The sequence below is a fragment of the Algoriella sp. genome (assembly GCF_036647415.1).
Lineage (GTDB): Bacteria > Bacteroidota > Bacteroidia > Flavobacteriales > Weeksellaceae > Empedobacter.
This window is the reverse complement of sequence record NZ_JAVXKG010000008.1, coordinates 90,235-104,888: the sequence shown is the minus strand read 5'-3', so window position 1 is coordinate 104,888 and position 14,654 is coordinate 90,235. Positions and strand designations below refer to the sequence as shown.

Below are 14,654 nucleotides of genomic sequence, written 5' to 3'. Positions count from 1 at the left end.
CTAATGGACACAGGATTTTAAGTCCTGCGTGTCTACCAATTCCACCACCAAGGCAAAATTTGATTTTTGAATCTAATATTTCAAAGAGCGGGAAACGAGACTCGAACTCGCAACATTCAGCTTGGAAGGCTGACGCTCTACCAATTGAGCTATTCCCGCGTTGTGAGTGCAAATATAGAGTAGGTTTTTTAATTACAAAACTTTTAGGAGATAATTTTTTAATGTTTTTATTACTTTATATTCTAAGTTTCTCAACTTAAAAAATTTAGCTCTAAATATTTTTTAAAACTTTTTTTAATTTATTTTCTTTGATTGATAATTTCATCCTCAAATCAGGGCTTTTTTCCAAATTTCGATTAATCTATCGGGAGAAAATTGAGCATTTGCTGGACTTGTACTTGGTAAAGAAGTGTAAATTATGGTTGATTTCTGTTCAAAATGTTTCTTGAAAAGTTGTTCGGCTTTCTTGCCATTAAAAATTAGTTGACGAATTGTTGGATATTTTTTCAGTAATTCATCAATTTTATTCGGAACAACATCTAATATATCAACATCCATACTTCCTTTTCTCGTTGCAGAATATGCCACATCCCAAAGTGCAAAATGATTATTCTGAATCAATCTTTCTCTGATTTGATAATCTTCAGAAAAATCTTCCTTATAAATTGTAAACATAATTCTCCAAAATCTATTTCTTGGATGACCATAATATTGATTCATCTCAATGGATAAATCACCAGGCAAAGAGCCAAGAATTAAAATCCTTGGCTCGCTTGCTATAATGGGTGAAAATGATTGTTTAACCATTTTTTATTTACTCTCTTGCATATAAACTTCCTCATAAGGCTGAATTAAAACCCAACCGCTACCAGAAAATTTCATTTGAAATTCTTCACCACTTCCACGTCCCATAAGACTCTTGAATGATACATTGGATTTTAGTTCTGGAGAAAGGTTCCCAGACCAAGCAACAGTTGCGTTAGGATCTGTGAAAACAGGATTTTCGGGCGTTACCAATAACGTCAATGGATCGCCATGTGTAGAAATTGCAACCATACCCGAACCAGATAATTTTACTTGAAATAATCCTCCAGCCATCATTCCTGCAATACTTTTCAGCATCGTAATATCACTTTTTAAGGATTGATCATGTGCCAAAACATCGTTTCCATTCACACAAATAGATTCGATGTTCATTTGTAAAATCTGAACTTTTTTCCCAGAATCTGCCACATAAAGTCGTCCTGAACCTTCGGCTTTCATCAATTTTGCACCTTCTCCAGAAAAAGTTTTCTTCAAGAATTTTCCTAATCCACCAGACAACATGCCTTCTCGCTCAAAATTAATGCTTCCTGTGTAGGCAACCATACTTCCTGCTTTTGTCCAAACAGCTTGATTTTTCAAATTAATTTCGAGCATTTGAGGTTTCTCTAACTCAAAATAATCATGTTCAGCATCATTTTGCTTTGTTTTCTCTATGAATTGACTAATTGTATATTCACTCATCTTTTAGGTTTTTAAAGTTTATTAAAGATAACTTTTTTCCACAAAAAAAAGTGTTACGAAATCGCAACACTTTAATTATTTTATTTTGATAAAATTTTAGAAAATTTGTTCAGAAACTTCCTCCCATTCTAACATTTTATTATCTAAATCAGTTTTTAATTTTGAATAATTATCCAATTCTGCTTGATTTTGAGAACCTGAATGTAATTTCTTTTCTAAATCTGCAACTTTTGTTTCAAATTCTGAAATTTCTGATTCTATGCGAGATAATTTATTTTTCAGTCTTTTTTGCTCTTTTTCTTCTTCAAAAGATAAAACTCTTTTTGCTTGTTCTATTTTAACTTCAATCGGTTTTTCTTCTTTTGGTGCAGCCAAACCATTCCCTTTCTCAACTTCACGGAAACTTCCGGCTTTTATTTGTGCTAAATAATCATCAATACCAGAAAGATATTCTTTTACTTGACCATTACGGAAATCAAAAACTTTGTCCACCAAACCTTCTAAAAATTCACGGTCATGCGAAACTAAAATCAACGTTCCTGTATATTTTTGAAGTGCTTTTTTCAATAATTCTTTTGATACAATATCCAAGTGATTCGTCGGCTCATCCATGATTAAAACATTGAATGGACGTAACAATAATTTACATAAAGCTAAACGATTTCGTTCACCACCAGAAAGTACAGAAACCTTTTTCTCAGCAGCATCGCCACCAAACATAAATGCTCCTAAATAATCGCGAACATATTTACGTGTTTCTTCTGTTGCAGAATTTTCTGCTTCTTCTAAAACTGTTAATTTATCATTCAGAACATGCGCTTGGTTTTGAGCAAAATATCCGATTTCTACATTATGACCATGTTTTATGCTTCCCGAATGTTTTTGTTCTTCTATAATTGCACGAGATAAAGTCGTTTTTCCTTGACCATTTTGACCAACAAAAGCAACTTTTTCACCACGACTTACATAAAACGAAACATTATCAAAAACTTGATGATCGCCAAAAGCAACACCAACATTATCTAATTCAAAAATAACTTTACCAGGCTGAACAGCGTCTACAAAACGAATATTCATCTTAGTTACATCATCACTTTCGATTTCGATACGGTCTATTTTCTCTAATTTTTTGATTAATGATTGCGCCATAGAAGCTTTACTGGCTTTTGCACGGAATTTTGAAATCAAATCTTCCGTATGCTTTATCATTTGTTCTTGATTTTTCTGCGCTTGCTCTAATTTTATCAAACGATCTTCACGCAATTCTAAATAACGTGTATAATTTGCTTTAAAATCAGAAATATGACGGTTTGCAATTTCGATGGTACGATTGGTTACATTGTCCAAAAATTGACGGTCATGCGAAACCAATACGACAGCTCCTGGATAATCTTTCAAAAATTCCTCTAACCAAACAATAGAATCGATGTCCAAGTGATTGGTAGGCTCATCTAAAAGCATGACATCATTTTTTTGCAATAATAGTTTAGCCAACTCAATTCGCATTCTCCAACCTCCAGAAAATTCTTCTGTTGGACGATGAAAATCTCCTTTTTTGAATCCTAATCCAATTAAAATTTGCTCTATTTCTGCATCTTTTGTGTAACCACCTAAAAGTCCGAAACGTTCAGTAAAATTAGAAATATCTTCAATTAATTTTCCGTATTCTTCTGATTCATAATCCGTTCTTTCAGCTAATTCTTTGTTTACAAAATCAATACGATCTTGTATTTCTACCAATTGCTCAAAAGCTGAATCTGCCTCTTGCCAAACCGTTCTGCCTTGTACAAAATCAATATCTTGCGACAAATATCCTACTGTAACTTCGCCTTCATAGACAACTTCTCCTTCTGAAGATTGTTGACTTTTGGCTAAAATTTTAAGTAATGTAGATTTTCCTGCTCCATTTTTCCCTACTAAACCAACACGGTTTCCTTTGTTGATGCGGAACGAAACGTTTTCAAATAAATATCTACCCGCAAAATAAACTCCTAAATTTTGTACTAATAACATTTTGCAAAAGTACGATGTTTTGAGCTAAAAACTTATGGTTTTATACGATAACTAATAAAATAGACGATAAAACTTATGATGATTGCAAAAATAGATGTTCCGATGTAGGCTATTTCCAGACTTTGATTGATAAAATATTTAGTTGGAAGATCAATAATTTTGAATTGATAAACGACAAAACAAAGAATGACTACAAAAACTGACATTTTCCAATCGTAGCCTCTTTTGTAGTTGATAACAGAGGAAATAATATAAGCCAAAATAAACCCAATTAAGCTTAAAATAAGTTTTGCGGTAGCTAAGTTTTTCAGTTTATTACTGATACCAAATTCATCACTTTTTCTAGCATAAAAAGCAAAATTATCTTGCCCTACGGAATGTATTAATTCGATTAACTCCATTTCTGCCAAAACAAAAAGTTGTTGTAATCCTAAAAATAATAAAATACTTGCAACAAGTTGTAAAGCGAAAATTCTGATTTCGAAATTTTTCATAAACTAACTATTTCTTTAAAATTTATCGTAAAAACGTTCAATATTTGCTTCTTTATCGATTGGTTGTTGATTCTCTAAAAAATTATATAAATCATCTACCATCACAGGTGCTAACATGGTTCCACGCGTTCCCATTCCGTTCAAACAAATTAATTGTTGATAAGTTGGATGCGCACCAATAATTGGACGACGATCTACAACTGTTGGGCGAATTGAGGCGTGTTGCTCTACTACTTCAAAATTATCTTCAAAGAAATTCTGAACACCATCAATCAAATATTGTTTGGCTTCTTCGGTGTTTTCGTAATTTACATTATCTCGATCATAAGTTGCGCCTACAAAATATTGATTTTCACCTAAAGGCATCAAAAATTCTTTTCCTTTTACTACCGCTTCGGGTAATTTAGCATTGGTTTCAATTTTCAGGACTTCGCCTTTTACTCCAATTACAGGTAAATTTTTGAAATATGGATTATTCAAAATATTAAAACCTTCAGCAAAAATAATTTTATCTGCTTCGATATTTTTATAAATCGCTTGATTATCGTCTAATTTTAATTCAGAAAAATCAAATGTTTCATCAATAAAACTATTTTTTTCGACTAAATAATTTTTGAAATCAATTAATAAATTTGTTAAATCTACTCGCCCAGTATGTAAAACTTCACCCGAACCTATTGGATTTTTGATAGAAGAATATGAGTTTAATTGTTCCGTTTCTGTTGATAAATAATCAATCAAATCTGGATGAGTCGTTGCTTTTTTTATCCATGTTTTTTTCTCTTGTTCATCATTAAAAATTCGATAAACGGGGAAATTATAGATATATTTTTTGTTCAATAATTTTTCAAATTGACCAAAAACTTCTTGCAAACGTTGGATTTGTTTGGTTGCATTCCATACAATCGAAAAACGTTTTAGTACAACTGGATTAAAAATACCTGCCGCAATCGCCGAAGCTTTGTGAAAATGATTATCAATCACTACAAAAGATTTGTTTTCTTGTAATAATTTCATCGCCATACAACTTCCTGCAACACCCTGTCCGACGATTATATATTCTACTTTTTTCAACTTCAAAATTTTGTGTGTAAAGTTAATAATAGTTATTAGAATCACTTGATTCTATTTCTTGATTAAATTCAATAAAAAAATCCGATCAATATTGATCGGATTTTTTTGTTATTCTTTGTCTTTATTAGTAATTCCACATATCAGCCTCAGCTTGTATGATAGAGTTTCTAATTTTGTGATGTTCTTCTAATTGACCTTTTGAATCGTTTGGAATATAATCTTCGATCATCTTCGTACCGTACATTGTCTGCGCTTTGTAAATAATCGAATTAAATCGACGTGCATTCAACATTTCATCGTAAGAAATCGCAGAATTAGAATTACTTGGATTAAAAACAGTTGCATTAACTAATGTTTGACGAGCATCTGGATACCAAATCCAAAATAAATCTACAAACGTACCATCGTTAAATTCTGTTCCTAAAGATTGCGCATCAGGTCCCATAATTGCCAAACCTAATAAACGGTATCTAAGTTCTCCTAAGCGACGATCGATATACCAAAGACCTTTCGTCTTTAACATTTTGATATCAGCAGATTTTACTTTGTAATTAAAAATTGCCGCGTCATCTGGTTTTTCACCAGCTGCTATCATATCATAGTAATACTGTTGTGTATCTTTTTTCTCATTACGAGCCATAATTTGGTCGTAAGTCATTTTGTTTTTGAAAAATTCGTCGTCGTAAATTTCTGTAATTTTTTTACTACGAACACCTTCTACCAAAACATCGTACAATGATTGAGAATTTTGAACTAATTCGTCACCAGCCAAGTAATAAGGTTGATTCAGACGCTCATTCAAATCGATAACTTCCCATACAACTTTAGACCATACATTGTCTTTATCTTCGATAAAACCATATTTTAACGGGTCTTGTGCTGTACTAACAGTGTCACCAGCTTCATCAACTCTTGTTTTATTTTCGCGGTCTCTTCTTAACTGTTCTGGCGAAACAGCATTAAGAACATTTTGCGCCATTGTAAGAGTTGAAAAGAAACTCATTAAACCAAACAAAAGATACTTCATATTGTTTATTTTTTAATTTTAATTATTGTACTTGAATTGCGATAGAAGAAGCCTCTCCATTAGCACCAGAATTTGTACGGTACTTAATATCGAATACACCTATAATATCTCCTTTTTTAGCCTTAGATATAGCACCTGCAGCACCTGACATTTTACTTCCATTAACACGAACTGTTGGTTGTCCAGGAACTTTAACATTAAATGATGTTACTTCACCTGAAATTGGGAATAAGAAATCTGGCCAATCAATACGAATTGTTTGTGCTGCAATTCCGTTATCTGGAATAGATGGACTTGTTTTTCCTAAAATTACACCACGTGCTGGTGGAACTGGTTTTACACGGAATGTTTCGCGAACAGATAATGTTTTACCAGAACTTGCTCTTGCAGATGCAGTAAATACTACTTCGCTTCCTCCTCCTGCTGTATAATTCCATTTATTAGCTCCTGCTCCAGATGCACTTCCAGAAGAAACACTTAAACTAACTGGTCCATTTGCACCGTTAATTGTTGCTGAAATAGGATTTGTTACACCACGGTAAACAACACGTAAATTATCTGCAACGATAGAACCTCCTGTAGGATCTTTCTCAATAATTTCCGCAGCTTTTTTATCTAATGTTTGCGCTACAACTTGGTAAGTTGATGGTGCAATAGTTGCTGTTTTTGTTTGTCCGTTTGCTACATAAGTTATACTACCAGTTAATGTATGTAAACCTACAGATCCTGTATTCAATTTGATTGATGCTTTACCATCTACAACTTGTGCAGAACCTACACTTGTAGATACAGATCCTTTTACGCTGTTATCATAAGCTCCTAAAACTACATTAAGAACTGCTTCGTCACCAACTTTAACAACACCTGGTGATAAGAATAAACCTTGGAATGCATCCAATTCAATTTTTTCTTCTAATTTACCAGATAATAAAGCTCTTACTAAGTTACCTTCTTGTGTACGAGCATCCATTTGCATTTTAGATAAATTTGTAAGTGAGGCAACCATTGGTTGATCATAAAATTTTTCTTGTACCCAAGTTTGATTTTTTGACTTAGCTGCTGTTCCAAAAAATTCATTAACACTTGCAATAGCATTTTTTGAATCTGGACTTTTCTGAGCAAAAGGCATTAAGAAATTTTTGTAAGCTTCAACTTTACTTGTAAATTCTTGTGCTTTTTCATTTCCTTTATCACCTCCTTTTCCTTTGAAAAACAAAGAAACGATTGGTTCTGTATTTGATAATGAGTTATAATCTGTGTCTTCACTACCAGAAACAAAATCTGCACCAGCTAATTCTTTTTTCAATCCAGCAATGTAAGCAACAAAATCATTTGTTTGCTTTTTAACGTCTGCAGCTTCAGCTTGTGTTTTTGCATAAGTTGGATCTTCTTTTGCTTTGTTATCTATTTGTTTATAGAATGTTCCGTTATTTAATTCTGTTAAAGTCGTTGTTGACTCTAAAGATGTATTTATTGTTTCGAAAGATCTCAATACCTCACGATCTACGTTCAAAGCCATCATTGCAATGAACACGAGATACATCAGGTTGATCATCTTCTGACGTCCGGTTAGTCTACCACCTCCTGCCATAATAATTTATAGAATTAATGAATAATTAGTTTAATTTATCGGTACAATGATTAGTTATTTTTCATTGCAGAAAGCATACCACCATATACTTTGTTTAATGCATTAATGTTAGCAGAAAGTTCTTGCATTTCTTTTAAGAATTGCTCTGAACTACCTGAAGATTTTTGCATTTCTTCAATAAATTGTTTATTTAATTCTACTTGTTTTTGGCTGTTTTCTATTTGTTGTGCATAAACAGAATTTAATGTACTAATGTTATTAGATGCTTTTGCAATCTCATTACTATATTGTTCTGTAGAAGCTACAGCAGACGTTGTTGTGTTTAATTCGTTTACAGCTGAACCAAATTTATCTAAAGACCCACGTAATCTTTCGAAAACTTCTTTATCTAATTTTGCATCTGCTAAAACTTTGTCTAATTCTGCAGTCAAATTATTTCCTGCATTTGCAACTGCTGCAGTTTTTCTTTGTACTGGTTCTCCGCTTAATAATTCTGGATACGCTTTTTCCCATTCATAACTACCTTCTGGTTTGTCAAAGAATGCAGAGTATAAGAATACTAGAGCTTCTGCTACTAGTCCTACTGCTAGAATAATATTAGCACTAATTCCTAATGGATTTGTATGTGTAATTTTACATAATGCCCCGATAATTACTACTGCGGCAAAGAAGTTATACATAAAATTTGTAAGACGTTCTTGTTTTGAAGCTTGTACTGCCATATGAGTGCTTTTTAATTTATTGTTTTAAAATGGTTTATTTGGTTTTTCTAAAATTTATTTTTGATCCTTCTGGGAAAGATTGTACTGTACGGAATCCGATGAAACTTCTTGCCGAATCTTTATTTTCCCAATCTCTAGAAGATGTCATCAACAGATATCCAATATCTTTCCAAGAACCTCCACGTACACTTCTGTTTACTTCTCCTGTCATAGTAAGAGACGGATTAAGAGAAGAAGACATTGTATAAGATGATCTGTTGTATGGTGAACTTGTCCACTCGGCTACGTTACCAGCCATATCATATAAACCATATCCATTTGCACGGAAAGTTTTTACTGGTGCTGTGTACATATAACCTGTTTTTTTACCATCATTGATTTCTAAATAATCTCCACGTTTTGGTTTGAAGTTCGCTAAATAACAACCTCTATCGTCTGTTAAATATGGACCTCCCCATGGATAAGGTGCATTTTCTAAACCTCCTTTCGCTGCGTATTCCCACTCAATTTCTGTTGGTAAACGGTAGCTAATTACTTTTACTTGGTTTCCTTTTTTCTTCTTATTATTTAAAGCTGTATTATGATATCTTGTACGGAAATCACAAAAAGCAGTTGCTTGATTCCAATTAATTCCTACAACAGGATAGTTAGAATATGCTTTGTGCCAAAAATAATCTTGGTGCATTGGATCATTGTAAGAATAGTTAAAATCTCTTACCCAAACAGTTGTATCTGGATAGATATTCATACTAAATTCTTTACGAAAATCTACACGGAAAGTACCTTTTTTCTTAGCTGCTGCAGTTTGATCAACTGTAACATAAGAATAGTTTAGTTTACGTGTATCGATACGTCTTTCTCCATTCATTCTTTCTTCTGGCGGATAGTATAAACCTTCCATAACTTCAGCATAGTCTACATCTGGGTATTTGTATTTATCCCATTCCAAACGTTGCTTCCAGTTTAGTTTTTTACCATCTAAAGATTGTCCATCTCTACCTGTATTATTTTGCTTGATGTATTCATCATATGGTGTTCCTTCTCCATCTTCAGATCCAGAAACAAAAGCATAAGCACCAATTCCTTCACCATCTGCAGTAGGATTCATCGGATCAAATCCTAATGATTCAGCTTTATTAGCTAAAGCAGTACGTGCAATAGAATCTTTTACATAATTTACAAAAATCTGATATTCAGAGTTTGTAATTTCTGTATCGTCCATATAAAAACCTGTTACAGTAACTGTTTTTACAGGAGCGTCATTTGTTTTTGTAAAATCGTAGTCAGTTTGTCCTAAAACAAACGATCCACTCGGAATCGGAACCATTCCCTTTGGACGAATTGGTGTCCAAGTTGATGATGCTTTCGAAACTATTTGCCCATCATTTCTATCACTACTCCCTCTGTTTTTCAACATTTTACATGATGACAAAGAAAGAGTTAGTAACAATGCACTTACCAAAATTCTATTCATTCTGCTATAGATTTATTTTTTATACAGGTTTATACTTTTAGTTCTCAATCAATAAGGCTACAAATAAAGGCATTTTTATTAATTGATTTTCGAATTATATATTATTTTTTTAATAAAATTTTTTGAAATACTTCCACCACCTATTTGGAATTTCCCCTTTTAAGGCTTCTTCGTAATCTTTTTCCGAACACGAAATTATTTCAAAACTTCTTTCACCATCAATCGTGTTATCAACTTCTATCCACCATTGGTTGGTATACACATTTCTATAAAAAATATAATTATATCCTTCTGTAGGAACAAAAATTTTATCAAAATATTGTGTATCATCAAAACTTTTTATCTCTGGACGATGATTTTTTCCGTCAATAAAATACCAAATCATTTGTGCTACAAGGAAATGATCTAATTTTTTATAATTCTCAATATAATCACAAACGTAAAGAGAGGTTAATTTATTGCTGAAACCTAAATATCTTGCAATCGCACATATTTCTCTTGATGTAAATCCATTTGGCGTCATATTTTTCGTAGAAGAAAAATCGGATCCTTGTAAACTGGAAAGATTGATTAATGCAGCGTTTGTTTCTCTAGAAAATGGTTCTACTTCTTTTACAGATTCTGCAATTACACCTAATCTAATAGCTTCAAAATTTAATTGATGGATTAAATCTTGTTTTTCTTGCGCTACAAAATAAGTTTGAAATCCAATGTTTGTGTAATCTAAAAGATTAAATGGCTCATTCGAAATAATTTTTGTCAAATAATTTTGATCCGTGGTTTGTGATTCATCATTCCCTAATCGAAGTTTATAGTCGATTGATAAATAATTAATTTTATTAATCACTTCATCGTAAGCGCGATATTGTTGATAGCCCAAACTTGGAGAACCTCCTAAAATAACAACAATATAACCGTCCTTAATTAGACCATTTATGACTTCTCTAAAAACAGTTTCAGTTTCGTGTTTGTCATCGTAATAATTGATGTCGCCAAAATCATACAAATCTATCGTCCAATTTCCCATCTGTAGCTCGTACAATTGAGTTCTGATTAGACTAAATTCGACATCTTCAATCAAATCTTTTTGTTTTGATCGTGATTCTGTTACGCCAATTATCGCAATTTTATCGGTTGCATTCTCCTCTATTTCGAGAATATCTTCTTGAAATTTAATTGACGCTCCTAACGAAAAAGAATTACAAGACTTCGCAAAGTCTTGTAATTCTTCTGTAACTGGTTTTAAAAAGTCTTTATACATTACTTTTTAGTCGTTGTTTTTTTAGCTGTAGTTTTCTTAGTTGTTGCTTTTTTCTTTGCAGGTTTGGCTGCCTCTATTAGCTTCTCAACTTCTGCTAAAGTTAATGCTTCTGGATTAGTTTCTTTTGATAACTCAACTTTTATTTTTCCTTGAATTAAATTATATCTTCCCCAACGTGCTTTCTCCAAACGTATTTCTTGTTCTGCCCATTCGCGAACAACTCTTTCTGATTCTTTTCGCTTTTTATCTTCGATCAATTCGATTATATCAGCTTGAGAAAGATGGTCGAAATCATATTTTTTAGACACATTAATAAACCATTCATTCCATTTAATAAAAGGTCCAAAACGTCCTTTTCCTTTCGTTACATCATGTCCTTCGTATTGTGCAACCGGAGCATCAGCTTTCAGTTTTTCTTCGATTAATTCTACTGCACGATCAAACGAAAGATCCATCGGATCTTCTTCTTTTGGAATAGAAATATATTTATCATCAAACTTAACATAAGGTCCAAAACGTCCTATATTAACCTCAACCTCGTGTTCTTTATACTCACCTAAAACTTTTGGTAATTCAAAAAGTTTCATGGCTTCTTCTAATGTAATATTATGAATGGATTGATGTTTTTGAAGACTTGCAAAACGTGGTTTTTCTTCATCATCCGATTCTCCAATCTGAATCATTGGACCAAAACGACCAATACGCGCATGCACTTTTTTACCCGAAACAGGATCTATTCCTAATTCGCGTTCTCCAGTTGCACGATCTGCATTTTCTTGAACATCTTCTACAATTTCATGAAATTTTGAATAAAAATCACCAATCATATTTGTCCAATTGATTTTACCTTCTGCAATTTCATCAAAATTTGATTCTACGCGAGCGGTAAAGTCATAATCCATCACATTTGCAAAATAATCTACCAAGAAATCATTTACAACAATTCCGATATCTGTTGGCATTAATTTACGACGATCTGCACCATAAACCTCTGTCAATTCAGCTTTTTTGACTTGATTATTTACTAATGTTAATGTGTTATATTTTCTTGAATTTCCGTCTAATTCTCCTACTTCAACATAACCTCTATTCTGAATTGTAGAAATTGTTGGTGCATAAGTTGATGGACGTCCAATTCCTAATTCTTCTAATTTTTTTACCAAAGATGCCTCTGTGTAACGAGCTGGCGCACGAGAAAAACGTTCGGTTCCATTAATTTCATCTGCAAGCAATGTTTCGTTAACTTTTACACTTGGTAATAAAACTTTATCGTCATCCACATCTTCATCATCATGAGATTCTTGGTAAACTTTCAAGAAACCATCAAAAACAATTACTTCTCCTTTTGCTTGAAAAATAAAATTGTTTTTATTGTTATCAATATCAATGATAGTACGCTCTAATTCTGCGTTTGCCATTTGCGAAGCTACAGTGCGTTTCCAAATTAATTCGTACAATTTACGCATAGAATCGTCTGCATTTATCGAATGATTTTCAAAATGCGTCGGACGAATTGCTTCGTGCGCTTCTTGTGCAGAAGAGTTTTTATTTTTGTATTTTCTTATCTCAACATATTTGTTTCCATAAGCCGATTCTATTTCAGATTTAACAGCTGACAATGCATCATCAGACAAATTCACGCTATCTGTTCTCATATACGTGATATGTCCAGATTCGTATAATTGTTGTGCGACACGCATCGTTCTCGAAACTGAAAAACCTAATTTTCGAGATGCTTCTTGTTGTAATGTAGAAGTTGTGAAAGGTGCAGATGGTGTACGTTTTGCAGGTTTTTTCTGTAAATCGTTTACTTTAAACTCTGCTCCAATACATGTTTCTAAGAAATCTTCCGCTTCTTTTAATTTAGAAAATTCTTTTGTAAGAACTGCTTTTAATGTTTTTCCTTCGGTTGTTTCAAAAATTGCAACAAAACGATAAGAAGATACAGGAACAAATTTCTGAATTTCTTTTTCTCTCTCGACAATTAATCGAACAGAAACTGATTGTACACGACCTGCTGATAGACCTGGTTTAATTTTTTTCCATAAAATTGGAGACATTTCGAAACCAACTAAACGATCTAAAATACGACGCGCTTGTTGCGCATCAACCAAATTAATATCGATTTGACGTGGATTTTCGACAGCTTTTAGAATCGCTTTCTTTGTAATTTCATTAAAAACGATACGTTTTGTATCTTTTTTTTCTAAATCAAGAACGTTATATAAATGCCAAGATATTGCCTCACCTTCGCGATCCTCATCGGATGCTAACCAGATTGTTTCGGCTTTAGCAGATAGCTTTTTTAACTTGCTAACGACATCTTTTTTATCTGGTGTAACTTCGTAAATCGGTTTGAATTGATTTTCTATTTCGATACCCATTCCCTTTTTTGGTAAATCGACTACGTGACCAAAACTTGACTCCACGATAAAGTCTTCACCTAAAAAACCTTGAATGGTTTTAGCTTTTGCTGGGGACTCAACAATTACGAGATTCTTCGACATATTGTTTTCTTAAAAATTTCTGCAAAATTAATAACAAAAAAATGAAGCAGCCAAAAATGATTTTCAACTGCTCCGTTTTTTTTTCTATTTCATGTAAGGATTATCCTTATAAATATCTGTTCCTAGTTGACTTATTTCATCAGAATTATCATCAGAAAAACCTATAACATCTTTATATAAAACATATATTATGATATAAACTAACGGAATGGCAGCTATAATACCTATACAACACAATAAAAGCCCTACAATTATTACTCCAATACACATTAATAATACCGTAAAAAATCCACCAAAACTTTTAAAGGCTAATTTCATACTATAATTAAGTGCATCTTTAATATCTGCTGAACCAAAAATAATTAATGGAACTGCCAACATCCACATTGTAGATACTATAAAACCAGGAATAATACACAACATAAATCCAATAGACCCTACTATTTGAACAATTAATGTAACTAAAAATAAATTTAAGAATTTACCATTTTTATAATGAACAAATATATCCGAAAACTCTATATTTTGATGTAAGTCAAATTTACGCGCCATCACAAAAACACTATACAAAATTGGATATAATGCCGATGATAATAAAGTACTAATTGTTGATGAAAGTGCAAAATTAGAACTTGCAAATATATCTTTATAATATTCTTGTATTTGTACAATATCTCCACTATTCGCAATAGCTTGTATTTCTTCTTCGTCAATTTGCATAGGAAAAATTATTCCCAATAAAGAATTAATTATCCATGAAGCCACTATATAAATTATTACAGCCAAAATTGCAAAACCTGCAATTCCTTTAAAAATCTCAAATGCTTTGTCTATTATAGAACTTGCACTTACTTTAAACCCTATTTCGAGTTGTTTATTAATTTTTTCTTGTAGATTATTTTCCATTCGTTTTTTATTTTCAGAATTTGGTTTCATCAAATCTACAATAATGTTAATAAAATGCAAAAGAAAATTTTACTGCCAA

12 protein-coding genes and 1 tRNA gene are annotated in these 14,654 nt (G+C 32.4%); all 13 read right to left on the bottom strand.

Annotated features, from left to right (window positions below; translation table 11 throughout):
• Positions 1–86: 86 nt before the first annotated feature.
• Positions 87–159: transfer RNA gene (locus RSC72_RS05430), tRNA-Gly, on the bottom strand.
• A 168-nt stretch (positions 160–327) separates the two neighbouring features.
• Positions 328–807 carry a DNA-deoxyinosine glycosylase gene (locus RSC72_RS05425; protein WP_332544761.1) on the bottom strand — a complete coding sequence of 160 codons (480 nt, stop codon included), beginning with the start codon at positions 805–807 and terminating at the stop codon, positions 328–330.
• A gap of 3 nt (positions 808–810) precedes the next feature.
• Entirely contained in the window at positions 811–1,506 is a 696-nt protein-coding gene (locus RSC72_RS05420; RefSeq protein ID WP_332544763.1) for an AIM24 family protein, read from the bottom strand.
• 96 nt (positions 1,507–1,602) lie between these two features.
• Positions 1,603–3,519 carry an ABC-F family ATP-binding cassette domain-containing protein gene (locus tag RSC72_RS05415; protein WP_332565873.1) on the bottom strand — a complete coding sequence of 639 codons (1,917 nt, stop codon included), beginning with the start codon at positions 3,517–3,519 and terminating at the stop codon, positions 1,603–1,605.
• A gap of 32 nt (positions 3,520–3,551) precedes the next feature.
• Positions 3,552–4,013, bottom strand: coding sequence for a hypothetical protein (locus RSC72_RS05410; protein ID WP_332544765.1), 462 nt, complete (start codon positions 4,011–4,013; stop codon positions 3,552–3,554).
• Between the two features lie 15 nt (positions 4,014–4,028).
• Entirely contained in the window at positions 4,029–5,087 is a 1,059-nt protein-coding gene (locus RSC72_RS05405) for an NAD(P)/FAD-dependent oxidoreductase (protein ID WP_332544767.1), read from the bottom strand.
• A gap of 124 nt (positions 5,088–5,211) precedes the next feature.
• Complete coding sequence (gene porN / locus RSC72_RS05400) at positions 5,212–6,114, bottom strand: type IX secretion system ring protein PorN/GldN (RefSeq protein ID WP_092906994.1); 903 nt, start codon at positions 6,112–6,114, stop codon at positions 5,212–5,214.
• A gap of 22 nt (positions 6,115–6,136) precedes the next feature.
• Positions 6,137–7,705 carry a type IX secretion system motor protein PorM/GldM gene (gene porM, locus RSC72_RS05395; RefSeq protein WP_332544769.1) on the bottom strand — a complete coding sequence of 523 codons (1,569 nt, stop codon included), beginning with the start codon at positions 7,703–7,705 and terminating at the stop codon, positions 6,137–6,139.
• 50 nt (positions 7,706–7,755) lie between these two features.
• Positions 7,756–8,427, bottom strand: coding sequence for a type IX secretion system motor protein PorL/GldL (porL, locus tag RSC72_RS05390; RefSeq protein WP_332544770.1), 672 nt, complete (start codon positions 8,425–8,427; stop codon positions 7,756–7,758).
• A gap of 34 nt (positions 8,428–8,461) precedes the next feature.
• Positions 8,462–9,901 (bottom strand): type IX secretion system lipoprotein PorK/GldK, encoded by a 1,440-nt coding sequence (gene porK / locus RSC72_RS05385; RefSeq protein ID WP_332544771.1) that lies wholly within the window; start codon positions 9,899–9,901, stop codon positions 8,462–8,464.
• A gap of 109 nt (positions 9,902–10,010) precedes the next feature.
• Positions 10,011–11,162, bottom strand: a complete 1,152-nt coding sequence (locus RSC72_RS05380; RefSeq protein ID WP_332544772.1) for an arginase family protein — start codon at positions 11,160–11,162, stop codon at positions 10,011–10,013.
• The gene (gene topA, locus RSC72_RS05375) at positions 11,162–13,669 is read right to left on the bottom strand and encodes a type I DNA topoisomerase (RefSeq protein WP_332544774.1); all 2,508 of its coding nucleotides are present in this window, start codon (positions 13,667–13,669) and stop codon (positions 11,162–11,164) included. The genes RSC72_RS05380 and topA overlap by 1 nt, the downstream gene beginning before the upstream one ends.
• An 84-nt stretch (positions 13,670–13,753) precedes the next feature.
• Entirely contained in the window at positions 13,754–14,635 is an 882-nt protein-coding gene (locus RSC72_RS05370; RefSeq protein ID WP_332544775.1) for a hypothetical protein, read from the bottom strand.
• Positions 14,636–14,654: the final 19 nt, after the last annotated feature.